Origin of the sequence: Paraburkholderia pallida, from assembly GCF_004524855.1 — a bacterium.
GTDB classification, from domain to species: Bacteria; Pseudomonadota; Gammaproteobacteria; order Burkholderiales; family Burkholderiaceae; genus Paraburkholderia; species Paraburkholderia oxyphila.
The window spans coordinates 1,389,695-1,412,784 of the sequence record NZ_CP038149.1 but is presented as its reverse complement, the minus strand read 5'-3'; the positions used below and the strand labels follow the sequence as shown (position 1 = coordinate 1,412,784).

Sequence of the window (23,090 nt, the reverse complement as noted above, 5' to 3'; positions counted from 1 at the left end):
CGTCGCTGCATCCACGCGCGAGAACGAGCCGATGCAAGTCCATGACGAAATGCGCGACGAGGGCGCGGTGCGCCCGCACTACGAACGTTTCCAGCACTGGCTGGAGCGGCAGACCGGCGAGACCATGGCGCGCAAGCGTGCCGAAGCGGACCTGCTGTTCAGACGTGTCGGCATCACCTTCGCAGTCAACGGAGACCTGTCGGGAACCGAGCGGCTGATTCCCTTCGATCTGATTCCCCGGATCATTCCCGCCGACGAGTGGGCGCTGCTCGAGCGCGGCTTGCGCCAGCGCGTGCAGGCGCTGAACCTCTTTCTTCACGACGTCTATCACGAGCGCAATATCGTGCGCGCGGGCGTGATTCCTGCCGAGCAGGTCTACACCAACGCACAGTATCGGCCGGAGATGCAGGGCATCGATCTGCCGCTGGGCGTCTATGCGCATATCGCGGGGATCGACATCGTGCGCGATGGCCGCGACGGCGCGTTCTACGTGCTGGAAGACAATCTGCGCGTGCCGTCCGGCGTCTCGTACATGCTGGAAAACCGCAAGATGATGATGCGGCTCTTTCCCGACCTGTTCGTCCAGCACAAGGTGGCGCCGGTCGCGCATTACCCCGACTTGCTGCTCGAGACGCTGCGCTCGTGCGCGCCCGATGGCGTGGACGATCCCGTCGTCGTGCTGCTCACGCCCGGCATGTACAACTCCGCGTATTTCGAGCATACGTTTCTGGCCCAGGAAATGGGTGTCGAGCTTGTCGAGGGCAGCGATCTGTTCGTAGAGGATAACTATGTATTCATGCGAACGACGAAAGGGCCGCGGCGCGTGGACGTCATCTATCGCCGCCTGGACGACGACTTCCTCGACCCGCTCGCGTTTCGCGCGGACTCCGCGCTGGGCGTGCCGGGGCTGCTCACGGCGTATCGCGCCGGTCGCGTCGTGCTGGCGAACGCGATGGGAACGGGGGTCGCCGACGACAAGTCGATCTATCCCTACGTGCCGGACATGATCGCGTTCTACCTGGGAGAAAAGCCCATTCTCAACAACGTGCCGACCTGGCAATGCCGGCGGCCCGAAGACCTAGCCTGGACGCTCGATCGCCTGCCCGAGCTCGTCGTGAAAGAAGTGCACGGGGCGGGCGGCTACGGCATGCTGGTCGGCCCGGCATCGACACGCGAGGAAATCGAGGCGTTTCGCGCGAGGCTGCTGGCCCGTCCAGCCAATTACATCGCGCAGCCCACGCTGTCGCTTTCCGCTTGCCCAACCTTCGTGGAAGCCGGCGTCGCGCCGCGCCATATCGATCTGCGTCCATTCGTGCTGTCGGGCAAGAAGATCCAGCTTGCGGCGGGCGGGCTCACGCGCGTCGCGCTCAACGAAGGATCGCTGGTCGTGAATTCGTCGCAGGGCGGCGGAACGAAAGATACCTGGGTGCTCGAATGAGCGCATCCTGGACAACCAAGAAAGCTGGAATCGAAGAGGAGCGACCATGCTGAGCCGTACCGCCGATCACCTGTTCTGGATGGCCCGCTATATGGAGCGCGCCGAGAATACCGCGCGCATGCTCGACATCAACTTGAAGGCGCTGCTGCTGCCCGGCAACGCCGACGACGAGGCGCGCACCCATCGCGCGGTGCTGCGCATCTCCGAGCTCGATGCGGCCTTCGACACGCGCCACGACAAGACAACGCGCAGCAACGTACTGCACTTTCTCGTGGCGGACCCGACCAATCCGTCCAGCATCTATTCATGTCTTCAGGCGGCACGCGAGAATGCGCGCGCGGTGCGTGGCACGCTCACCACGGAGTGGTGGGAGACCGTCAACGACACGTGGCTGCAATTCGCCGGGCATCTGCGCGGGGACGAACTCAATACGAACCCGGAGGCGCTGTTCGAGTGGGTGAAATTCCGCTCGCATCTTTCTCGCGGTGTGCGGGTGGGCACCGCACTGCAGGACGACGCACTGTACTTCACGCAGCTCGGGACCTTCCTCGAACGGGCGGACAACACGGCGCGCATTCTGGACGTGCGCTTCGTGGAGGTCGACCGGCCGGATTCACGCTCTGCCGCGCGACAGCTCGAGGATTTTTACTACTGGACCTCGATCCTGAGCTCGGTGTCCGCGCTCGAGATCTACCGCAAGGTGTATCGCGACGTGGTGACGCCCGCGCGCGTGGTCGAGCTGCTGATTCTCAACCAGCAGATGCCGCGATCGCTGCTCGCCTCGATGGAGGGCGTCTGTGCGAATCTCGCGTTGCTGCGCACCGATGCGTCGCGCGAGGTCGAGCGCGCGGCCGGCAAGCTGCGCGCAGAACTCCTTTACTCGGACCTCCGGCAGATATTTTCGGTGGGCGTGCATACCTTCCTCACGCAGTTCCTTGCGCGCGTCTACGAGCTCGGCAATCAGGTGGCCCGCACCTATCTGATGCTGCCAGTCGGCTAGCGTGAACATGCATAGTTCGATATCCAGATCGTTTCGTTGAAGGACATTCGCCATGCAGCTCGCAATTCGCCACGACACCGTGTACCGCTACGCAGCGCCGGTGCATTACTCGATCCAGCAACTGCGCCTCGCGCCGCTCACGACATCTGCGCAGATCGTCAAACATTGGCATGTGGATGCGCCCGGCAAGATCGAAACGAGCCGCGACGCGTACGGCAATGCGCTGATGACGCTGGTGATATCGCGCCAGCACAAGGAGATCCGCTTGCGCGTGCGCGGCGAAGTGGAAACCATCCCGCTCGCCGACGGGCGCTTGCCCGAGGGCGAGGGGCCGATCCCCACGCATCACTTCACCCTGGCCACGCGCCTCACGGAGGCGGACGAAGCGCTCACGGAATTCGCGCATAGCCTCGCGCCGCTCGACGACGCGGCCGCGATTCTCGACGCCGCGGCGCGCATCACACAGCGCGTGCAGTACGAGTCCGGCGTGACCGACGTGGCGCACACGGCCGCCGACGTGTTCGCGCTGGGCCGCGGTGTTTGCCAGGATCACGCGCATGTGATGCTGGCATTGTGCCGCGCGCGCGGCGTGCCGGCGCGTTATGTGAGCGGCTACTTCGATCCCGGCGATGTGCCGGAGATGGCGAGTCACGCGTGGGTCGACGTCTGGCTCGACAACGGCTGGGTCACCGTGGACGTGACCCACGCCTGTTTCGCAAGCGAAAAATATTGCCGGATCGCGGTGGGCCGCGATTACGAGGCGGCCGCACCGGTGCGTGGGCGGCGCATTGGCGGCGCGAGCGAAACGCTCGACGTCAGCGTAAAGGTCAGTGCGCAAGGCGCCCAGCAATAGTTTTCCCGCTATCACAACGGGAACCGTACCGGTTTCGCATGCGCACCGCAGGCGTCGCGCATGCGAGAATTGGTGCTTCACGACCCGAGGCGAAGGACGATCATGACCTACTGCGTGGCGATGGCGGTGGAGGAGGGACTCGTTTTCCTATCGGATACGCGCACCAATGCGGGCGTCGATCACATCAGCACATCGCGCAAGATGGCGGTGTTCGAGGAGCCCGGCGAGCGCGTGCTGGTGCTGCTCGTGGCCGGCAATCTCGCGATCACCCAGGCCACGCTCCAGGAGCTCACGGAGCAGCAGGATCCCGGCCGGCCCACGCTCTGGAACGCACCGAGCATGGTGGAGGCCGCGCGTATCGTGGGCGAGGCGGTGCGGGAAGTGCATCGGCGCGATGCCGAGGCGCTCAAGCGTTTCAACGTCGAATTCAACTGCAGCTTCATTCTGGGCGGCCAGTTGCGCGGGCAGCCCATGCGCCTCTTCCAGATCTACGCGGCCGGCAATTTCATCGAGACATCGAGCGTCAATCCCTACTTTCAGATTGGCGAATCGAAATATGGCAAGCCGATCATCGACCGCGTGCTCACGCCGCACACGCCGCTCGGCGAGGCCGCGAAATGCGCGCTCATCTCGATGGATTCGACGCTGCGCTCCAACCTGTCGGTGGGCCTGCCGCTCGACCTGATCGTGTATGAGCGCGACACGCTGCGCGTGACGCGCTATGCGTCGCTCGACCATTCGAACGATTATTTCCAGATGCTGCACTCGACATGGGGCGAACGCTTGCGTCAGGTGTTCGGCGAGATTCCCGATCCGCTCTGGACCGACAACGGCAACGCGCCGCGCCATGAGCGCGCGGATTTCCCGGCGGCGCCTCATGCGCCGCACGCAAGCCCGAGCGACGAGCCGCGGCCCACGCAGACGCTCGCGCAAGGGCCTCAACCGACGATACCGCCGCGCAACGCCTGAGCGCGGTATCCTCCTGCGAGGCGCGCATGGCGCGTTTCTCGACCCCAGGAGACAGGCCGATGAAGCATGACGATCCGAAGGCAGCAAACGAGGACAACGAGCGCGAACTCGATGCACACGGCGGCCCCAATCATGACGGTCCGCACGATCCTGCACGCCGCCGCGTACTGGGCGGGCTCGCAGCGGTTGGCGTGGGGCTCGCGCTCGGCGGCTGCGAGTCGCCCGGGCAAGCGGTGGGCGCGACACCGCGTAGCGCCGGCGATACGCGCCTCGATGCGGCGCTGCGCGACCAGGTGCGCCACATCGTCGTGATCTATGCGGAGAACCGCAGCTTCGTCAACCTCTACGGCAATTTCCCCGGTGTGCAGACGCCGCTCTCCGGTGTGCCCGCCCAGCGCTACACGCAACTCGACCGCGACGGCAAGACCCCGCTCGCGCAATTGCCGAAGATCTGGGGCGGCCTGGTCCCGCAAGCGCAGGAGCTCGACGGCAAGCGCTACATGATCGGCGAGCAGGCCATCACCGGCCTTGAGAACCGGCCGTTTCGCATCGTAGACACGCAGGGCCATCCGTTGCCGAACGGAATCATCACGCGCGATCTCATCCATCGCTTCTACCAGAACCAGATGCAGATCAACGCGGGCCGCAACGACCAGTTCGCCGCGTGGGGCGATTCGGGCGGCCTCGTGATGGGCTATTACGAGAACTCCGCCGATACGCTGCGGCTCTGGCAGCTCGCGCAGCAATACACGCTTTGCGACAATTTCTTCATGGCGGCATTCGGCGGCTCCTGGCTGAACCACATCTATCTGATTGCCGCGCAGGCGCTGTTCTATCCCGACATTCAGTCGAGCCCCGCGAAGCATCTTGTCTCCGTGGTCGAAGGCGACGACCCGCTTGGCACGCGCTTGAAGCCCGCGCCCAACAGCCCGCCTTCGGCGCTCGGCGGCCCGCCGAAGTTCGTGAACGACGGCCTCTTCACGCCCGACGGCTATGCGGTCAACACGATGGCGCCGCCGTATCAGCCGAGCAGCGTGCGGCCCGCCGAGGACGGCAATCCCGCGTGGGCCGATCCTGCCAATCCGCGCGTGATGCCGCCGCAAACCTACGCGACGATCGGCGACCGGCTCTCGGCTAAGGGCGTCGACTGGGCCTGGTATAGCGGCGCCTGGCAGTACGCGCTCGACCACCTCGACACGGGTGCCGTGCCCGACTTCCAGTATCACCATCAGCCGTTCAATTACTTCGCCAACTACGCGCCGGGCACGGCGGCGCGCGCGCGGCATCTGCGCGATGCGGGCCTCGGCGACGATCCGGCCACCAACCGCCTGCTCGCCGACATCGACGCGGGACGCCTGCCCGCCGTCACGTTCTACAAGCCGCAAGGCAACCTGAACATGCACGCGGGCTACGCCGACGTGGCGTCGGGCGACCGCCACATCGCCGCCGTGATCGAGCATCTGCAGCGCAGCCCGCACTGGGCGAACACCGTGATCGTGATGACGCACGACGAGAACGGCGGCTGGTGGGACCCGGTCGCGCCGCCGCAGGGCGACCGCTGGGGGCCGGGCTCGCGCATTCCGGCGCTCGTGATCGCGCCGTTCGCGAAGAGGGGCTACGTGGATCACACGTTCTACGACACGAACTCGATCCTGCGCTTCATCAGCCGCGTGCACGGACTCGCGCCGCTCGACGGCGTGGCGTCCCGCGACCGCGCCATCGCTTCACGCGGGCAAACGCCGCCGGGCGATCTGGTGGGGGCGCTCGATCTGGCGTGATGGCGCATCGATGGCGGTGCGGGTGCGAGCGGTTCAGAAGCGAAACGCGTGCGCCGCCATCGCATGCCCCAAGTCGATGACAGGTTGCTCATTGGAAACGCAGTTGCCGCTTCTGTGACGGAATCGATGAACTATCCGTCCGATCAATGAGTTGGCGCGATCCCCAGGCGGTTATCAACAGAGTTGTCCAGAAAATCTGTGGACAACTTTTTCGCGCAAAATTTGTGCATCCGACGTGGCTTTCGCGCACTTGCTGTTTCCGATCATAGACTTAGCGTGAATGTCCCAAGGTTGCCCACAAGGCTCTCAACAAAAACTGTGGACAAGCCCAGCGCCGCGTTTCGTATCCGCTGCGAATCTGCTGCATTCGGAAACGGCGTGCACAATCCGATACGCATCAGATACTTGCCACACTCGTCCCAAGGTTACGCACAGGCATCTCAACAAAATCTGTGGATAGCGCACCCACATGCTGACCTGCCTTGCAAGCACCTTGCGCGACGCTCGGCTTGCGCCCGATAATCGGCTCGATACGCCCTGATCGCGACGCCTCGCGCGTTGCGGCTTCTCCTCCCCATCAGCGTTGCGCCGTGCTCAAGAACTCGCGCCTTGTCGGTCTTCTGCGTATCCCCGGCTTTTTGCCGCTTGCCGGCGCCACCCTGATGCTGGGCGTGGCGATGTCGTTCACCGCGCCGTATCTGTCCTTGTTCGGCGTCGAACGTGCCGGCATGACGCCCTTGCGGCTCGGCGTGTTCATGACCGCGATCGCGGCGAGCGGCGTGATCGCCAGCACAGCGGCCGGGCGCTGGAGCGACGCCACCGGCAAGCATCGCCCGCTGTTGCTCGCCTCGCTCTGTGCGGCCACACTCGGCTATCTGTGCTTATGCATTGTGCGCGACTACCGCTTGCTGCTCGCGGTGGGCATCGCGTTCATTGGCGCGGGCGGCTGCGCGCTCTCGCTCGTGTTCTCGTTCAGCCGCGCGGCATTGCCGGCCGCCGACGACGCCGAGCGCACCTTCGCGAGCGCCACGTTGCGCACGATTCTTTCGGCGGCATGGGTGTTTGGGCCGGCGGTCGGCGCGCTGGTGCTCGCGGCGACCGGCTTCTATGGGCTCTTCCTGTTCGCAGCGGCGAGCTTCGCGGCCTGCGGGACGATCGTCTGGCGCATGCGCGAGCCGCGCCTCGACGAGCACGCCACCCAGCATCTGATGACGCGGCCCACGGCAGGGGAGGTTGCGCAGGAGCTTGCCGAGGAGGCGATAGCGCCTTACGAGGGCCAGCCGCTCACCCAGGCCGAAGTGCAGCCCGCAGTGAAGCAGCGCGTGCACGTGAGCGCGCCCGACGTCTCGCAGAGCGACATCATGCGCGCGGTGGTTGCGCTCACGCTCATCGGCCTGGCCGCCAACGCGACAATGATCGTGCTGCCGCTCTATATCGTGCACGGCCTGCAGGGCACGCGCATCGACGTCTCGATCATGCTGGGTCTCGGCGCCTTCATGGAGATTCCGATGATGCTCGCGCTCGGCGCGAAGGCGTCGCGCCTGAACAAGCTGCACTGGCTCGCCGCCTGTGCCGTTGTGCACGCACTGTATTTCGTGTCGATGTCGGCAGCGCCCGGCGTGCACGCGCTCATTCCGATGCAGATCCTCAACGCCTTCGTGGTGGCCGTCACGTCGTGCCTGGGCATGACCTACGTGCAGGATCTGATGCCCGAATCGCCCGGGCGCGCCACGGCGCTGTTCTTCAACTCCGCGCGGCTCGGCTCGATCCTTTCCGGCGTGCTATCGGGCTTGCTCGTGCAGGCGTTGGGGTATCGCGGCACGTTCCTGTTCTGCGCCGTGCTCGCGCTCTGCGCGCTTGTACTGTTCGCGGTTCCAGGCGAGGTGTATCCGCAGATGGCGCACGCCGCGCGCCGCTATGTCAAGGCGCGGCGCGCCAGGCGCGAGTAGCAATGGAAGTGCAGGCGATTTGATCAGTCATCCAGATCAATTTGGAAGGGCGAACGCACGCGCGGAATCGAAGCGCTCAGTGCATGTACGTGACGCGGCGCGCGCGGTGGCTCAACCGCAGTCCCGCGTCGAGCAGCGCGATGGCGAACCAGCGCGCGGTCTTGAGCATACCGCTCACGCTCGGCATCGGCAGCCAGTCGTTGAGCAGTTGCACGGCGGCCTCGCTGCGCGTCGACTGCAGCAGCGCGATCACCTGCAACAGCGAGCCTTCGTCCTTCGCCAGTTCGGACGCGCAGCGGCAGCGCGTGTCGAGCGGGCGGCACGAGGCGCGGCACAGGGTGGTCATCAGCAACGCGAACTGGTCGATGCCGTCAGCGGCCAGCCCAGCCTCGGCGAGCACGCCGCGCCAGCTCTCGGACCTGGCCGAGGCGTCGCAGCGCGGACGCAGCCACGTGCGTACCGCGCGCAGCACGGTTTGCTCGGCGCTGTCCGGATGCTGGACGAAGGTCTCGTCGATCAGCGTGTCATTTCTCGCGAATGGGGCGGTTGGGTTCATGAAGCCTCCTGTCGTGTCGGGCGGCGAGGCCTCTATGGTGCTGCAAATCCGATTCAAATGCAAATGATTCTCATTTGCGAAATAAGTCGATATCGGATCAGGACCATCCAGCGTGCTGGCGGCGGCACCGCGATCCCATGGCGTGCAAGAAAGGACTCTTCCAGGCAAGCCGCTTAATTGGGGGGCGGAAAGGGGCTAAAGTGCCGGTCATGCGTGTACCAGCGCCGCTGGCGCACCGTGAGAGTTCGCCCCGGCCTGCATAGCGCCGGGGCTTTTTTTTGCACCGCGCAAACGCGCACGGGGCGGGGCTGGCGCGGTTCGAGGGGCCATACCTCGATGCATAAGTCATTGAACTGAAAGAAACAAGTAAGGTATTATTCGGGCCGCGCGGCGCGACGTCATGTCGCTCCTGGGCCCGTCCTGGCGGTTGCGAGAGGCACTTTCGTGATCAAAAAAGATGTCTGCCGAGCAATTTGTTGTATTTCGCCTTAGTACAGTTTCGAATAAAAACAATGACTTGCATCAATTTTCGATTCGACCCGTGTTGTTGCGCTGCAAAAGTTCCGTATACCGATTACCCTCGTTAACCCTTGAACGTGTGTTGCATTTCGCCTCGTAGCTGACGAATTCATTACAGCCTGTCTGGTCCGAATTTCACCCCACGTCAATCTTTCAAGTTGCTTGCGTATCAGTCCGTGCGCTGACGAAGCCATTCGCTCCGCATTTTTGAGGTCCCGTTGAAATGCAATCCGTTCCATTCCTGAGTCTGGCGATCTGGATTCCCATCCTGTTCGGCGTGGCAGTGCTGCGCGTCGGGTCGGATCGTCATCCGCAGCGCGTACGCTGGCTGTCGTTGGTCGGCGCCGTCGTTGGCCTGCTGTTGACCTTGCCGCTGATCACTGGTTTTGACAACCACGTTGCCGGCATGCAGTTCGTCGAATTCCGCAACTGGCTGCCCGACTTCGGCGTGGCCTGGCGTCTCGGGATCGATGGCATTTCGATGTGGCTCGTCGTGCTCACCGCGTTCACCACGCTCGTGATCGTGATCGCCTCGTGGACTTCGATCACGGTGCGCGTCGCCCAGTACTTCGGCGCGTTCCTGATTCTCTCGGGCCTGATGGTCGGCACCTTCGCGGCAACCGACGGCATGCTCTTCTTCGTGTTCTTCGAAGCGACGCTGATTCCGCTGTACCTCTTGATCGGCACGTGGGGCCACGCACGCCGCAGTTACGCCGCGGTCAAGTTCTTCTTCTTCTCGCTGGCCGGCTCGCTGCTGATGCTGCTGTCGATGCTGTATCTCTACAGCGAATCGCACACCTTCGACATGTCGGTCTGGCACAACGCCTCGCTCGGCTTCGTTCCGCAGATCCTCGTCTTCATCGGCTTCTTCGCGGCCTTCGCGGTCAAGGTGCCGATGTGGCCGTTCCACACCTGGCTGCCCGACGTCCACCTCGAGGCGCCCACCGGCGCGACCGTGCTGATGGCGATGCTCAAGCTCGGCGGCTACGGCTTCCTGCGCTTCACGCTGCCGATCACGCCTGACGCCGCGCACTTCTTCGCACCGGTCATCATCACGCTCTCGCTCGTGGCCGTGGTGTACTCGAGCCTGCTCGCGCTTGCGCAGACCGACATGACCAAGCTGCTCGCGTACTCGACGGTTGCCCACATGGGCCTCGTGACGCTGGGCCTGTTCCTCTTCAACCAGATCGGCACCGAAGGCGCGATCGTGCAGATGATCTCGTACGGTTTCGTTTCGGGCGCGTTGCTGCTCTCCGTCGGCGTGCTGTTCGACCGCACCAAGACGCGCACGATCTCGGCCTATGGCGGCGTCGTCAACGTGATGCCGCGCTACGCCACCTTCATGATGCTGTTCTGCATGGCCAACGTGGGCCTGCCGGGCACCTCGGGCTTCGTGGGCGAGTTCATGGTCATCATGGGCGCCGTTCGCGTGAACTTCTGGGTCGGCGCGATTGCCGCGACGACCGTCATTCTGAGCGCTGCGTACACCCTGTGGATGTACAAGCGCGTGATCTTTGGCGCTGTGGCGAACAAGAGCGTTGCGAAGCTGGCCGATCTCGGCCGCCGCGAAACGCTGATCTTCGCTTCGCTCGCAGCGCTGGTGCTGGCCGTGGGCCTCTATCCGAAGCCCATGACCGACGCGATCGAGCTCTCGGCGGCGAACCTCGTCACCCAGGCCGGCCGCACCAAGCAACCCGTCGAAGATGCCGCGCAAACGGAATCCGTGCGCGCGGCGGGTGCGGACGCTCGCACCGCTCAGCGCTCGCCGACGTAAAGGCAGTGATAGCTCAGTAAGGAATGACGGCGCACCTGCGCGCCGCCCCGCCGTGAGGCGGCGCGGCGCGCGAGTGCGTCCAGCAGTTTTCGAATTTTGAGATTCGAAAGAAGCCGCGGCGGATCGATGTCAAGTGCGAAGTAGGGCACGGCGTGCGTGTGTTCCCGAGGCGCGACAAACCTCGCGAACACATGCGACAAAGTGTCTCGATTCCGTTTTGACAAAGGTCATTTTCTGCATTCATTGATTGTCTTCGATCAAAGCGGCTGTATGATTCGGGCGCGCTTCCTTTGGCCGATGTCAGGGGATGTGTCCGGAACTATTCAATGAATGAATTTCAGGCAAACGTGATGAAAAGAACGACCTTGCAAAGGTTACTGCTTCCCGTCAGTGCCGGATTGGCCATGTGTCTTTCCGGATGCAACTTGGAAGTCCTCGACCCCAAAGGCAGCGTGGGCATGGCGGAGAAGTCGCTGATCGCGACCTCCACCTGGGCCATGCTGATTGTGGTGATCCCTGTGATCTTCCTGACGCTGTGGTTCGCGTACCGCTACCGCGCCTCGAACCGCAACGCCACCTACGCGCCGAAGTGGTCGCACTCGACGGCCATCGAAATCGTCGTCTGGACGGTCCCGACGCTGATCATTCTGTTCCTCGGCGTGCTCACGTGGAAAACCACGCACGAGCTCGATCCCTACAAGCCGATTGAATCGAACGTCAAGCCGATCAACGTCGAAGTGGTCGCGCTGGACTGGAAGTGGCTCTTCATCTATCCGGACCTCGGCATTGCCACGGTGAACCAGCTGGCTGTGCCGGTCGGCACGCCGGTGAACTTCAGCATCACGTCCGACTCGGTGATGAACTCGTTCTTCATCCCGCAGCTGGGCACCCAGGTCTACGCGATGGCCGGCATGCAGACGCGCCTGCACCTGATCGCGGACGAAGCGGGCAATTACGCCGGTCTCTCGGCGAACTTCAGCGGCAAGGGCTTCTCGGACATGAAGTTCCGCACGATCGCAACGAACCAGCAAGACTTCGACGCATGGGTCCAGAAGGTCAAGGCGTCCTCGACGTCGCTTTCGATGGATCAATACGCGACGGTTGCGAAGCCGAGCGAGAAGGCTCCGGTTGAGTACTTCTCGACGGTCGACCCGAAGCTCTTCAACAACATCATTGCGAAGTACAACAACGGCCATGTCACGAACTTCAGTGACCCGTCGTGCGTGACCAAGGGGTAAACCAGGCATGTTCGGAAAACTTACACTGGATGCCATTCCGTATCACGAGCCGATTATTCTCGGCACGATGGTCGGCATGGCGCTCATCGGGGCATTCGTGCTCGGTGGCATCACTTACCTCGGTAAGTGGAAATATCTGTGGACGGAGTGGCTGACGAGCGTCGACCACAAGCGTCTGGGCGTGATGTACATCGTGCTCGCCCTCATCATGCTCGTGCGCGGCTTTGCCGACGCCATCATGATGCGTACCCAGCTCGCGCTCGCGTACAACGCGCCGGGCTACCTCCCGCCGCACCACTACGACCAGATCTTCACGGCGCACGGCGTGATCATGATTTTCTTCATGGCGATGGCCTTCATGGTCGGCCTGATGAACATCGTGGTGCCGCTGCAGATCGGCGCACGCGACGTCGCGTTCCCGTTCCTGAACTCGCTGTCGTTCTGGATGACCGCGGTCGGCGCAATCCTGCTGATGATCTCGCTCGTCGTGGGTGAGTTCGCGATGACCGGCTGGCTCGCGTATCCGCCGCTTTCGGAGCTTGCCTATAGTCCAGGGGTAGGGGTGGATTACTACCTGTGGGCGCTGCAGATCTCCGGTGTCGGCACGCTGCTGACCGGCGTGAACTTCTTCGTCACCATCATCAAGATGCGTGCCCCTGGCATGACGCTGATGAAGATGCCGGTGTTCACGTGGACGGCGCTGTGCACGAACGTGCTGATCATGGCCGCGTTCCCGGTCCTGACCGTCACGCTCGCGCTGCTCGGCCTCGACCGCTACCTGGGCATGCACTTCTTCACGAACGATGGCGGCGGTAACGCCATGCTGTACCTGAACCTGATCTGGGCCTGGGGTCACCCCGAGGTGTACATCCTGATCCTGCCGGCGTTCGGTATCTTCTCGGAAGTCGTTGCAACGTATGCCAAGAAGCCGCTGTTCGGCTACAAGGCCATGGTCTACGCGACCTGCGCGATCATGGTGCTGGCGTTCGTCGTGTGGCTGCACCACTTCTTCACGATGGGCTCGGGCGCCGATGTGAACGCGTTCTTCGGTATCGCGACGATGGTCATCTCGATCCCGACCGGCGTGAAGATCTTCAACTGGCTGTTCACGATCTACCGCGGCCGCCTCGAGTTCAACTCGGCGGTGCTGTGGACGCTCGGCTTCATGGTCACCTTCACCATCGGCGGCATGACCGGCGTGATGATGGCGATCCCGGGCGCGGACTTCGTGCTGCACAACTCGCTGTTCCTGATTGCTCACTTCCACAACGTGATCATCGGCGGCGTGCTGTTCGGCTATCTCGCCGGCATGAACTACTGGTTCCCGAAGGCGTTCGGCTTCAAGCTCAACGAGAAGCTCGGCAAGCGTGCATTCTGGTTCTGGCTCACGGGCTTCTATGTCGCGTTCACGCCGCTGTACGTGCTCGGCTTCATGGGCGCAACCCGCCGTCTGAACCACTACGACAACCCGGCATGGCATCCGTGGATGATCATCGCCTGGTTTGGCGCCGTGCTCGTGCTGATCGGTATCGTGCACCAGTTCGCACAGCTGTATGTTTCGATCCGCGACCGCAACCTGCCGGAAAACCGCGACCTGACGGGCGATCCGTGGGGCGGCCGTACGCTGGAGTGGGCAATGTCGTCGCCGCCGCCGTCGTATAACTTCGCAGTCATCCCGCACGTGAGCGAGCTCGACGAATTCGCGCACCTGAAGGAAACCGGCCGCGAGACCACGGACGTCGCGAACACGAAGTACACCGACATCCACATGCCCTCGAATACGAGCGCCGGTCTCTTCATCGGCATGTTCAGCCTCGTGCTGGGCTTCGCAGGCATCTGGCACATCTGGTGGCTCGCCATCGTTGGCTTCGTCGGCATTCTCGCGACGGCCATCGGCTACAGCTTCCAGAAGAACGAGGGCTACTACATCCCGGCCGCCAAGGTCCGGGCTGACGAAGAACTGCGCAACCGCGCACTGGTCAAGGCATTCGCTGACAAGCAACGCCGTGGCAAGGTTGAAGAAGCACTGGAGGCCAACTGATGTTGACGAATACAAGTGCGGCCGCACTCGCGGAGCACGATCACCACGATCACCCGCCGTCACACTCGGTGTTCGGCTTCTGGCTGTACCTGATGACGGACTGTATTCTGTTCGGCTCGCTGTTCGCAGTGTTCGCCGTGATGCAGAACCAGTTCGCAGGCGGCCCGACCGGCAAGGACCTGTTCGACATTCCGGGCGTCGCGATGGAAACGGCAGTGCTGCTGCTGTCGTCCATCACGTACGGCTTCGCGATGATCGGCGCGTACAAGAAGCGCACCGGCCAGGTGCTGTTCTGGCTGGCTGTCACGTTCCTGCTGGGCGCGACCTTCCTGTATTTCGAACTGCATGAATTCGCGCACCTGATCGAAGAAGGCGCGGGCCCGCAGCGCAGCGCGTTCCTCTCGTCGTTCTTCACGCTGGTGGCCACCCACGGTCTGCACGTGACGATGGGCATGATCTGGATGATCGTCCTGATGGTGCAGACGCTGAAGGCGCCGGAAATCGGCGAGCGCGAAATCCGTCGCCTGTCGTGCCTGAGCCTTTTCTGGCACTTTCTGGACATCGTCTGGATCTGCGTGTTCTCCTTTGTCTATCTTGCGAGCGTGATCTAAATGAGTGCTCATTCCATCCACGAAGAAGAAAGCCACGGCAGCCTCGGCGGCTATCTGGCAGGTTTCGTCCTGGCAGTGGTGCTCACGGCCGCTTCGTTCTGGCTCGTGCTGCATGGCGGCTTCTCGCGCGAAACCGCGCTGCTCGGCCTGGCCGCGCTGGCTGTCGTGCAGATCCTCGTGCACCTCGTGTTTTTCCTGCACATGAACACGTCGTCGAGCCAGCGCTGGAACGTGACCGCGTTCACCTATACGGTGCTGACGGTGGCGATCATCGTCGGCGGCACGCTGTGGGTCATGCATAACGTCGGCATGAACATGATGTCGCGTTAATCGCTGGTCTGTTTTGCTTCCTGTGCCTGGCACCGGAAGCAACGCCAGGCAAACGCCGCCAGGGCTTCGGCCCGGCGGCGTTTTTCATTTTGGGCGCGGGATTTCGCTTCGGAAACGCAGCAGTCGGGTGGGCTTTCCGATCGTGGAACGAGTGCGTGGCCGTTTCTCTTTGGAAAGTGAGCGGCGACCGCGCCGTTGCCCCACGGTTGCCGCTCAGTCGCTGAAGCGCTGCCGCACGAGTTGCGCGACCGCCTTGCCGAGCTTGTGGTGCTGATCGGCTTCGTAGTGCACGCCGTCGGTGGGGCTGACTCTTACGATTTCCCCGGCGTCGAGAAACGCCGAGCCGTGTTTCACCGCCACGCGTTCGTAGAGCGGTGCGAGCAAACGCGATTTGGCCGCGCCGCCCGTGAAGATCTCGCCGAGAAAGCCCACTTCCTCGATCGGCGCCGGCGCCATCAACAGCACATGCGGCGTCGAGCCGCCCGGGCCCGCGCGGCAGGCTACGAGTGTTTCGAGCAGCACGTCGACCGAATTGGCGATGTCGGCGGGCGTGACGGAGAAACGCGCCTTGAGGTCGTTGGTGCCGAGCATGAGCACGACGACGTCCCCAGGCAATTGACTCTCCAGGCACGGACGCAGATACGCGAGGCCGTTCTTGTGATGGCCCTCGATCGGGTCGTCGTGAACCGTCGTGCGCGCGGGCAGACCTTCCTCGATCACGTGCCACTCGCTGCCGAGCGCCGCGGCCAGCACGCCGGGCCAGCGGTCGGCGGGGCCAAAGCGCTCGCGCACGCCGGGCAGGTTGAGTGGCTTGGTGCCGTGGGTGTTGGAATCGCCGTAACAGAGCAGGGTGCGTGACGACATGACTGTCTCTCCGGTAATGGCACTACGCTAAACGTGAGATTACTAGACGACTGGTCTATTCGGCCGGTAACATGGCAACCCATGAACGCAGCGCCAGCCGTCGAAGTGCGGCAACACATCCTCGATACCGCCATGCCCATCCTGCTGGGCAAAGGCTTTTCGGCAGTCGGTCTCAACGAGATCCTGGCGGCCGCCGGCGTCCCCAAGGGGTCGTTCTATCACTATTTCGGCTCGAAGGAGGCGTTCGGCGAAGCCTTGCTGACGTCGTATTTCACCGAGTACGTAGAGCGCCTCGAAGCGCTGTTCGGGCGCCAGACGGAGACACCGGCCGTGCGGCTCATGGGCTACTTCGAGGAGTGGCGCACGCTGCACTGCGCGGACGGCCCCGATGGCAAGTGTCTCGCGGTGAAGCTGGGCGCGGAGGTGAGCGACCTCTCGGAGCCCATGCGCGTGGTCCTGCGCCGCGGCACCGACGAGATCGTCGCGCGCATCGCCGCTTGCATCGAGGAAGGCCGGGCCGATGGATCGCTCGCGGGCGTGGGCGATGGCGCCGTGACGGCGGCGGTACTCTACCAACTCTGGCTGGGTGCAACGCTGATGGAAAAAATCCGTCGCGACCGCGGCCCGCTCGACGCTGCGATGGCGACCACGCGGCAAATGTTGAACCTGCCGTCCGGCGATTGATCGAACGCGAAGCCAGGCCACGCAGCAACAGGCATGCAGCAGGAATGCAGTGAATCGGCGCCCTTGAGCGGGCGCCATCCAGAAGGGCCGGTTGATGCGGCCCGTGAATAGACGACCGGTCTAATAGCGCGCATGCACTATGCCGTGCCGACCGGTTTCGCGGGGCGCGCGAGCGCCCGGACATCACCGAAAAGAGGAATGCCGATGAAGGTACTGATCGTTTTGACTTCGCACGAAGACCTCGGCAACACGGGCAAGAAGACCGGCTTCTGGCTGGAGGAATTCGCTGCGCCTTACTACGCATTGCGCGACGCGGGTGCGCAGATCACGCTGGCTTCGCCCAAGGGCGGCCAGCCTCCGCTCGATCCGAAGAGCAGCGATCCCTCGGCCCAGACCGATGCGACGCGCCGCTTCAATGCCGATGCCGCGGCACGCGCAGAACTTTCCGATACGAAACGTCTCGCCGACGTTGACGCGAGCGTGTTCGACGCCGTGTTCTATCCCGGTGGCCACGGCCCGCTGTGGGATCTCGCGGAAGATCCGGTCTCGATCGCGCTGATCGAGAAGACGATTGCGGCGGGCAAGCCGGTCGCGGCCGTGTGCCATGCACCGGGCGTGCTGCGTCACGTGAAGGGCGAGGACGGCCGGCCGCTGGTGGCGGGCAAGGCCGTCACCGGCTTTTCGAACAGCGAAGAAGCCGCCGTGCAACTGACCGACGTGGTGCCGTTCCTCGTCGAGGACATGCTGAAGGAAAGCGGCGGCAAGTACACGAAAGCCGCCGATTGGGCGCCGCACGTCGCGACCGACGGGCTGCTCATCACAGGGCAGAACCCGGCTTCGTCGGAGCCTGTAGCCGAGGCGCTGCTCGCGGCGCTGCGCAGCAAGTGAGCCTGGACGGGCTGCCGTCCGCGATCGACTGCCGGCGCGGCCCGTTGAGTCTCGAATCGTTCGACCGGACGCTCGGCGCGCGTGTCGCGTCCGGTTGCTTCGTTTAGCCGGTTCTCCAGTTTTGAGCCGGTGGTCCTGGGGTGAAGGCAGCGAGGCAATCGCTGCTTTCACCCGCTCCCGATCTTCATTTCTTGTCGGCAACGCCAGGTGCGGCGCGCCTGGTGGCTTGCGTCCATCCGTATCCACCACGAGACCAGAGTCAGCCACTCGAGCGGCCGCTCTGGTCGACACAGGAGAGCAGTAGATGTCTGCATTGTTCGAACCGTTCAAGCTCAAGGGCGTGTCCCTGCGCAACCGCATCGCCGTCCCGCCGATGTGCCAATACATGGCCGTCGACGGCATGGTCAACGACTGGCATCACGTCCATTACACGCAAATCGCGCGTGGCGGCGCTGGCCTCGTGATCGTCGAAGCCACGGCGGTGTCGCCGGAAGGCCGCATCACGCCGGGCTGCACGGGCATCTGGAACGACGAGCAGGCCAGGGCCTTTGCGCCGACGGTCGCAGCGATCAAGGCGGCCGGCGCGGTGCCGGGCATCCAGATCGCGCACGCGGGCCGCAAGGCGAGCGCGAACCGCCCGTGGGAGGGCGACGACCATATCGCCGAAGGCGACGCGCGCGGCTGGCAGACGATCGCGCCGTCCGCGTTCGAGTTCGGCGCGCATCTGCCGAAAGTCCCGCGGGCGATGACGCTGGACGACATCGCGCGCGTGCGCGAGGATTTCGTCGCGGCGGCGAAGCGTGCGCTCGATGCCGGTTTCGAATGGCTCGAGCTGCACTTTGCGCATGGCTATCTGGGCCAGAGTTTCTTTTCGGAACATTCGAATCAGCGCACCGATGCCTATGGCGGCAACCTCGAAAACCGCAGCCGTTTCCTTCTGGAAACGCTGGCTGCCGTGCGCAAGGTCTGGCCGGCACACCTGCCGTTGACCGCGCGCTTCGGCGTGATCGAATACGATGGCCGCGACGAGCAGACGCTTGCCGAGTCGATCGAACTGGCCAAGGGCTTCAAGCGTGAAGGGCTGGACATGCTGAGCGTGAGCGTGGGTTTCACCACGCCGACCGCACAGATTCCCTGGGCGCCGGCCTTCCTCGCGCCGATTGCGCAGAAGGTGCGCCGCGCCGCGGGGCTGCCGGTGTCGTCGGCATGGGGTATCGGCACGCCGGAACTGGCGGAACGTTCTGTGGCCTCGGAGCAACTGGATCTCGTGATGGTCGGCCGCGCGCATCTCGCGAATCCGCATTGGCCGTACTTCGCCGCACAGGCGTTGAAGGTCGAGCGCGCCGCATGGGCGCTGCCCATACCTTACGCGCATTGGCTCGAGCGCTATAAGGCGGGTTGAGCAGGGCGATGGGCAATATTGCCCATCGGCAATTTTGTTGACGATAAGGACATATCGATGAGCATCTATCTCTTTGCGAGCATCACGCCGAAGCCCGAACACGTTGCCGAACTGGCGGCGGAACTGCGTCACATGGTGGAGCAGACGCGCAAGGAAGCGGGCAATCGCCGTTATGATCTGCTGCGTCGCGCGGACGGCGCGCCGGGTTTTTACCTCTACGAAACCTACGTGGACGAAGCGGCGGTGCAAGCGCATCGCGAGAGTGCGCATTACGTGGCGTTTCGCAGCAAGATTGGCGACTGGCTGGCCGAACCGGTCGACGTCAAGGTGCTGATGGGCGTGGACATCGCGGAGTAGGCCGCGAGCGCGTCAAGCGTGAAAGTCGGAAGCGTTTGATGCGGGGGCCGGGTGGTGGTACTCCCGGCCCCTCATACACCCTGGTACAGTGGCAATGGGCTCAACTCGCGAAGTCCAGCACCACGCGGCCTTCGATTGCGCCGCGCTCCATGCGAGCGAAAATGTCGTTGATGTTTTCCAGCTTGTCGGTGCTGACGGTTGCCTTGACCTTGCCTTCCTGCGCGAACATCAGCGACTCCTCGAGATCGAGCCGCGTGCCGACGATTGAGCCGCGTACGGTCACGCCGCTCAGCACCATGTCGAAGATCGGCAACGGAAAGTCGCCGGGCGGAAGGCCGTTGAGCGACACCGTGCCGCCACGCCGCACCATGCCGAGCGCCTGTGAAAACGCAATCGGCGAGACGGCGGTGACGAGCACGCCGTGCGCACCGCCGATTTCCTTCTTCAGATACGCAGCGGGATCGGTTGTTTTCGCGTTGACCGTCACGGTTGCGCCCAGCCGTTTCGCGAGCTCGAGTTTCGTATCGTCAACGTCGACTGCGGCGACGTTGAGGCCCATCGCGCGTGCGTATTGCACCGCCATGTGTCCGAGCCCGCCCACACCGGAAATGACCACCCAGTTGCCCGGCCGCGTGTCGGTCACCTTCAGGCCCTTGTAGACGGTGACACCCGCGCAAAGCACCGGCGCAACATCGATGAAACTCACGTCCTTTGGCAATCGACCCACGTAGTTCGCGTCGGCCTTCGCATACTGCGCGAAGCCGCCGTTGACCGAGTACCCCGTGTTCTTTTGCTGCTCACAAAGGGTTTCCCAACCGCCGAGGCAATGTTCACAATGGCCGCACGCCGAGTAGAGCCACGGGATGCCCACGCGGTCGCCTTCCTTCACGTGCTTGACGCCGCTGCCTGTGCCAACGACGTAACCGACGCCTTCGTGCCCCGGAATGAACGGGGGCTGCGGCTTGACGGGCCAGTCGCCGTGTGCGGCGTGCAGGTCAGTGTGGCACACGCCGCAAGCTTCGATCTTGACCAGCAGTTCGCCGGGGCCTGGCGTGGGGATCTCCACTTCTTCGATCGCAAGGGGTTGGCCAAAAGCGCGAACCACTGCGGCCTGCATCGTCTTGCTCATAGCTGGGCTCCTGTTTGCAAGGCGAAGCGTGACGCCGGAGCGTGTGCTGGCGCGACGCCTCTTGCACCAGTGTGCCGAAAAGCGGCTTACCTTGCGTTGAGCTTGCACAGACAACGTTTCTGTAATGTTTTCCAACGAGCGCAATTTGAATTGCAGTGCGAAATAAATGGGTGTTTCGCCGGTTGGCGATTCGAGTACCTTTGCACGTCGGGTGCTCAGTTGATTACAATCGAGCGGCCCTCCGGATCGACTTATCCAAATGCAAATCGAAGACCTCTTCCAGCTTGCTCATGAACTGCATATTGGCGGCGACCTCGTGCGTGCGCGCGAGACTTATAGCCTCATTGTGGACCTCGATCCGTCGCATGCCGTCGCGATATTCCGGCTCGCCGCAGTCGACATCCAGGAGGGGCGCTTTCAGGACGCCATTGCGCGCCTGACCCGCGCGCTCGAGCTCGAGCCCGGTACTCGACGCTATCGCGAGGCGCTGGGGCAAGCGTACGCGTTCGAGCAACGGCATGAAGAGTCCGCGTCGATTTATTGCAGCTTGCTCGCCGAGGACGCCGACGACCCCGATCTCTGGTTCGGGCTCGGCAGCGCGCTCCAGGCGCAGGGAGCGCTGCGAGAAGCGGCATCGGCATGGGAGAGGGTCGCACAGCGCGATCCGCATAGGGCCGACGCGCTCAACAATCTGGGCAACTGCTTCAGGTTGCTCGACGAGCCGGCGCACGCCGAGTCCGCCTACGAGCGCGCACTGGCGGCGCAGCCTGGCAATGCGGACGCGCTCACGAACCTCGGCACGCTGCTCCGGTCGCAAAGCCGGCACGCAGAAGCGAAAGTATCGCTGCGCGAAGCCGTGGCGGCAGCGCCCGAGTCGCTGGCCGCGCTCGTGAATCTCGGCGCGATGTTGATCGAGTACGGGAATCCGCAGGAGGCCGCGGACGTGCTCGCGCGTGCGGTGGCGATCGCGCCGGCCTTCGCGCCCGCGGTCTTCAATTACGGCAACGCGCTGCATGCGCTAGGCCATGGCCGCGAGGCGCAGGCGCAGTATCGGCGCGTGCTCGAGATCGAGCCCGGCCATGCCGAAGCGGCGAACAATCTCGGCAACGTGTGTCGCGAGCTGGGCGAGCACAAGGCGGCAATGGATGCGTTCGAAACGGCCATTCAGACGCGGCCCGATTTCGTCGATGCCTATAACAATGCGGCCAACCTGTTGCGCGCGCTCGGCCGCCAGGACGCAGCGTGCGCGTTGCTGCGCAAGGCATTGGCGCTCGCGCCCACGCATTCGGCCACGCTCAACAACCTCGGCAACGTGCTCAAGGACCGCGGCGAGCTGGACGAGGGCATCGCGTGCCTGCGTCAGGCGCTGGCGAGCGATCCCGGCAACCTCACCGCGCATAGCAATTTGCTCTACGCCCTGTCGTTCCAGTCGTCCGATGCCGCGGCGATTCTTGCCGAGGCGCGCCGCTGGGCCGCGCAGCATGAGAGGCCGCTGCGCGCGTCTCGCGTCGTGCATGCTCCGGTACGTGCTTCAGGCCGGCGCTTGAAGATTGGTTATGTATCGGCAGATTTTCGTGAGCATTGCCAGGCATTTTTTATGATGCCGCTATTGTCGAACCATGACAGGACGCGCTTCGAGATTCACGCGTATTCGAGCGTAGTGCGTCCCGACGCCGTCACGGCGCGCCTCGCTTCGCACGTGGACGTGTGGCACGACGTGCGCCAGCTCGGCGATGCCGCGCTGGCCGAAAAGATCCGCGCGGACGGCATCGATATTCTCGTCGATCTCGCGATGCACATGGCCGATGGCCGGCCCTTGCTGTTCGCGCGTCAGGCCGCGCCGGTGCAGGTCGCATGGCTCGCCTATCCGGGCACGACCGGCCTCGACGCCATGCACTACCGCCTGACTGATCCGCATCTCGACCCACCCTCGCATGACAGTCAGTACAGCGAACGTTCGATTCGCCTGCCGGACACGTTCTGGTGCTATGACCCGCTCGCGGTGGAGCCAGCCGTCAACGCGCTGCCGGCGGAGAGCGCAGGATATGTGACGCTAGGCAGTCTGAACAACCCGTGCAAGCTGACCGACGCCACGCTCGATCTCTGGGCGGCAGTCTTCGCGGCGCTGCCCAATGCGCGGCTGCTGCTGATGGCGCCACAAGGCGAGGCACGCGAGCGTCTTGCGGCACGGCTGGCGCGCTACGGCATCGATTCCGCGCGTGTGCGTTTCGCGGCGTTCCAGCCGCGCGATACCTATTTGCGCACGTACCACGAGATCGATCTCGCGCTGGACACGCTGCCGTACAACGGTCACACCACGAGTCTGGACGCAATGTGGATGGGCGTGCCGGTGATCACACGCGTGGGTGCGACCTGCGCGGGGCGCGCCGGCTTGTCTCAGTTGGCGAATCTCGGGCTCGACGAGCTCGCCGCGTTTTCCGACGACGCATTCGTGCGCACCGTTGTCGAACTTTCAAGCGATCTGCCGCGACTCGCCGGTCTGCGCGCTTCATTGCGCGCACGCATGGAGGCGTCGCCGCTCATGGACGGCGCACGTTTCGCGAGGGGCATGGAGGCTGCTTACGAAACGATGTGGCGCGAGCGGAGTGGAGCGTCGACCGACGTGCCAGAAAGTGCGCCATGAAACAGGGGCGGAGCGGCTGGCCGGATGGACTAGCCCGTTCGGCCAACTTGCAAACCGGCGCTGCGG

At 63.8% G+C, this 23,090-nt stretch carries 19 protein-coding genes; 16 read left to right on the top strand and 3 right to left on the bottom strand.

Annotated features, from left to right (window positions below; translation table 11 throughout):
• The first annotated feature begins 31 nt into the window (after window positions 1-31).
• The 6 genes from E1956_RS21480 to E1956_RS21455 all read left to right on the top strand — a co-directional run bounded on the left by E1956_RS21480 (window position 32) and on the right by E1956_RS21455 (window position 7,987).
• Window positions 32-1,438, top strand: coding sequence for a circularly permuted type 2 ATP-grasp protein (locus tag E1956_RS21480; protein ID WP_134754706.1), 1,407 nt, complete (start codon window positions 32-34; stop codon window positions 1,436-1,438).
• A gap of 46 nt (window positions 1,439-1,484) precedes the next feature.
• Window positions 1,485-2,438: an alpha-E domain-containing protein gene (locus E1956_RS21475; protein ID WP_134752722.1), complete on the top strand. Its 954-nt coding sequence runs from the start codon at window positions 1,485-1,487 to the stop codon at window positions 2,436-2,438.
• A gap of 52 nt (window positions 2,439-2,490) precedes the next feature.
• Window positions 2,491-3,291: a transglutaminase family protein gene (locus tag E1956_RS21470; protein ID WP_134752720.1), complete on the top strand. Its 801-nt coding sequence runs from the start codon at window positions 2,491-2,493 to the stop codon at window positions 3,289-3,291.
• Window positions 3,292-3,393: 102 nt separating this feature from the next.
• The gene (locus E1956_RS21465) at window positions 3,394-4,260 is read left to right on the top strand and encodes a proteasome-type protease (protein ID WP_134752718.1); all 867 of its coding nucleotides are present in this window, start codon (window positions 3,394-3,396) and stop codon (window positions 4,258-4,260) included.
• A 59-nt stretch (window positions 4,261-4,319) separates the two neighbouring features.
• Complete coding sequence (locus E1956_RS21460) at window positions 4,320-6,038, top strand: acid phosphatase (RefSeq protein ID WP_134752716.1); 1,719 nt, start codon at window positions 4,320-4,322, stop codon at window positions 6,036-6,038.
• A 590-nt stretch (window positions 6,039-6,628) separates the two neighbouring features.
• On the top strand, window positions 6,629-7,987 hold the full coding sequence (locus tag E1956_RS21455) for a sugar efflux transporter (protein WP_134752714.1): 1,359 nt from the start codon (window positions 6,629-6,631) through the stop codon (window positions 7,985-7,987).
• 76 nt (window positions 7,988-8,063) lie between these two features.
• Here E1956_RS21455 and E1956_RS21450 read toward each other — a convergent pair whose 3' ends face one another.
• A complete protein-coding gene (locus tag E1956_RS21450) occupies window positions 8,064-8,543 on the bottom strand; it encodes a hypothetical protein (RefSeq protein ID WP_134752712.1) in 480 nt (159 codons plus the stop codon).
• Between the two features lie 742 nt (window positions 8,544-9,285).
• Between E1956_RS21450 and E1956_RS21445 the strand changes: the two genes are divergently transcribed.
• The 5 genes from E1956_RS21445 (at window position 9,286) to cyoD (ending at window position 15,056) form a co-directional block, all read left to right on the top strand.
• Window positions 9,286-10,836 carry an NADH-quinone oxidoreductase subunit M gene (locus E1956_RS21445; RefSeq protein ID WP_134752710.1) on the top strand — a complete coding sequence of 517 codons (1,551 nt, stop codon included), beginning with the start codon at window positions 9,286-9,288 and terminating at the stop codon, window positions 10,834-10,836.
• A 350-nt stretch (window positions 10,837-11,186) separates the two neighbouring features.
• On the top strand, window positions 11,187-12,074 hold the full coding sequence (gene cyoA, locus E1956_RS21440) for a ubiquinol oxidase subunit II (protein WP_134752708.1): 888 nt from the start codon (window positions 11,187-11,189) through the stop codon (window positions 12,072-12,074).
• Between the two features lie 7 nt (window positions 12,075-12,081).
• Window positions 12,082-14,115 carry a cytochrome o ubiquinol oxidase subunit I gene (gene cyoB, locus E1956_RS21435; RefSeq protein ID WP_134752706.1) on the top strand — a complete coding sequence of 678 codons (2,034 nt, stop codon included), beginning with the start codon at window positions 12,082-12,084 and terminating at the stop codon, window positions 14,113-14,115.
• On the top strand, window positions 14,115-14,726 hold the full coding sequence (gene cyoC, locus E1956_RS21430) for a cytochrome o ubiquinol oxidase subunit III (protein WP_028218810.1): 612 nt from the start codon (window positions 14,115-14,117) through the stop codon (window positions 14,724-14,726). The genes cyoB and cyoC overlap by 1 nt, the downstream gene beginning before the upstream one ends.
• Window positions 14,727-15,056 carry a cytochrome o ubiquinol oxidase subunit IV gene (cyoD, locus tag E1956_RS21425; RefSeq protein ID WP_028218809.1) on the top strand — a complete coding sequence of 110 codons (330 nt, stop codon included), beginning with the start codon at window positions 14,727-14,729 and terminating at the stop codon, window positions 15,054-15,056.
• Window positions 15,057-15,269: 213 nt separating this feature from the next.
• On the opposite strand, the gene E1956_RS21420 is transcribed toward cyoD, so the two are convergent.
• Window positions 15,270-15,920 (bottom strand): SGNH/GDSL hydrolase family protein, encoded by a 651-nt coding sequence (locus E1956_RS21420; protein WP_134752704.1) that lies wholly within the window; start codon window positions 15,918-15,920, stop codon window positions 15,270-15,272.
• A gap of 81 nt (window positions 15,921-16,001) precedes the next feature.
• Here E1956_RS21420 and E1956_RS21415 point away from each other — a divergent pair, with 81 nt between their 5' ends.
• The 4 genes from E1956_RS21415 (at window position 16,002) to E1956_RS21400 (ending at window position 19,251) form a co-directional block, all read left to right on the top strand.
• On the top strand, window positions 16,002-16,604 hold the full coding sequence (locus E1956_RS21415; RefSeq protein ID WP_134752702.1) for a TetR/AcrR family transcriptional regulator: 603 nt from the start codon (window positions 16,002-16,004) through the stop codon (window positions 16,602-16,604).
• 204 nt (window positions 16,605-16,808) lie between these two features.
• Window positions 16,809-17,492, top strand: coding sequence for a type 1 glutamine amidotransferase domain-containing protein (locus E1956_RS21410; RefSeq protein WP_134752700.1), 684 nt, complete (start codon window positions 16,809-16,811; stop codon window positions 17,490-17,492).
• Between the two features lie 304 nt (window positions 17,493-17,796).
• Window positions 17,797-18,894 (top strand): NADH:flavin oxidoreductase/NADH oxidase, encoded by a 1,098-nt coding sequence (locus E1956_RS21405; protein ID WP_134752698.1) that lies wholly within the window; start codon window positions 17,797-17,799, stop codon window positions 18,892-18,894.
• A 57-nt stretch (window positions 18,895-18,951) separates the two neighbouring features.
• Window positions 18,952-19,251: a putative quinol monooxygenase gene (locus tag E1956_RS21400; RefSeq protein ID WP_134752696.1), complete on the top strand. Its 300-nt coding sequence runs from the start codon at window positions 18,952-18,954 to the stop codon at window positions 19,249-19,251.
• 100 nt (window positions 19,252-19,351) lie between these two features.
• Here E1956_RS21400 and adhP read toward each other — a convergent pair whose 3' ends face one another.
• Window positions 19,352-20,380 (bottom strand): alcohol dehydrogenase AdhP, encoded by a 1,029-nt coding sequence (adhP, locus tag E1956_RS21395; RefSeq protein WP_134752694.1) that lies wholly within the window; start codon window positions 20,378-20,380, stop codon window positions 19,352-19,354.
• 259 nt (window positions 20,381-20,639) lie between these two features.
• Here adhP and E1956_RS21390 point away from each other — a divergent pair, with 259 nt between their 5' ends.
• A complete protein-coding gene (locus tag E1956_RS21390; RefSeq protein ID WP_134752692.1) occupies window positions 20,640-23,024 on the top strand; it encodes a tetratricopeptide repeat protein in 2,385 nt (794 codons plus the stop codon).
• Window positions 23,025-23,090: the final 66 nt, after the last annotated feature.

What these genes read in the sequence shown, in the direction of transcription:
- E1956_RS21420 (WP_134752704.1), bottom strand. Translation starts at nt 15,920, where the DNA reads ATGTCGTCACGCACCCTGCTCTGTTACGGCGATTCCAACACCCACGGC.
- cyoB (WP_134752706.1), top strand. Translation starts at nt 12,082, where the DNA reads ATGTTCGGAAAACTTACACTGGATGCCATTCCGTATCACGAGCCGATT.
- E1956_RS21460 (WP_134752716.1), top strand. Translation starts at nt 4,320, where the DNA reads ATGAAGCATGACGATCCGAAGGCAGCAAACGAGGACAACGAGCGCGAA.
- E1956_RS21470 (WP_134752720.1), top strand. Translation starts at nt 2,491, where the DNA reads ATGCAGCTCGCAATTCGCCACGACACCGTGTACCGCTACGCAGCGCCG.
- E1956_RS21480 (WP_134754706.1), top strand. Translation starts at nt 32, where the DNA reads ATGCAAGTCCATGACGAAATGCGCGACGAGGGCGCGGTGCGCCCGCAC.
- E1956_RS21415 (WP_134752702.1), top strand. Translation starts at nt 16,002, where the DNA reads ATGAACGCAGCGCCAGCCGTCGAAGTGCGGCAACACATCCTCGATACC.
- cyoC (WP_028218810.1), top strand. Translation starts at nt 14,115, where the DNA reads ATGTTGACGAATACAAGTGCGGCCGCACTCGCGGAGCACGATCACCAC.
- adhP (WP_134752694.1), bottom strand. Translation starts at nt 20,380, where the DNA reads ATGAGCAAGACGATGCAGGCCGCAGTGGTTCGCGCTTTTGGCCAACCC.
- E1956_RS21465 (WP_134752718.1), top strand. Translation starts at nt 3,394, where the DNA reads ATGACCTACTGCGTGGCGATGGCGGTGGAGGAGGGACTCGTTTTCCTA.
- cyoD (WP_028218809.1), top strand. Translation starts at nt 14,727, where the DNA reads ATGAGTGCTCATTCCATCCACGAAGAAGAAAGCCACGGCAGCCTCGGC.
- E1956_RS21445 (WP_134752710.1), top strand. Translation starts at nt 9,286, where the DNA reads ATGCAATCCGTTCCATTCCTGAGTCTGGCGATCTGGATTCCCATCCTG.
- cyoA (WP_134752708.1), top strand. Translation starts at nt 11,187, where the DNA reads ATGAAAAGAACGACCTTGCAAAGGTTACTGCTTCCCGTCAGTGCCGGA.
- E1956_RS21450 (WP_134752712.1), bottom strand. Translation starts at nt 8,543, where the DNA reads ATGAACCCAACCGCCCCATTCGCGAGAAATGACACGCTGATCGACGAG.
- E1956_RS21410 (WP_134752700.1), top strand. Translation starts at nt 16,809, where the DNA reads ATGAAGGTACTGATCGTTTTGACTTCGCACGAAGACCTCGGCAACACG.
- E1956_RS21405 (WP_134752698.1), top strand. Translation starts at nt 17,797, where the DNA reads ATGTCTGCATTGTTCGAACCGTTCAAGCTCAAGGGCGTGTCCCTGCGC.
- E1956_RS21400 (WP_134752696.1), top strand. Translation starts at nt 18,952, where the DNA reads ATGAGCATCTATCTCTTTGCGAGCATCACGCCGAAGCCCGAACACGTT.
- E1956_RS21475 (WP_134752722.1), top strand. Translation starts at nt 1,485, where the DNA reads ATGCTGAGCCGTACCGCCGATCACCTGTTCTGGATGGCCCGCTATATG.
- E1956_RS21390 (WP_134752692.1), top strand. Translation starts at nt 20,640, where the DNA reads ATGCAAATCGAAGACCTCTTCCAGCTTGCTCATGAACTGCATATTGGC.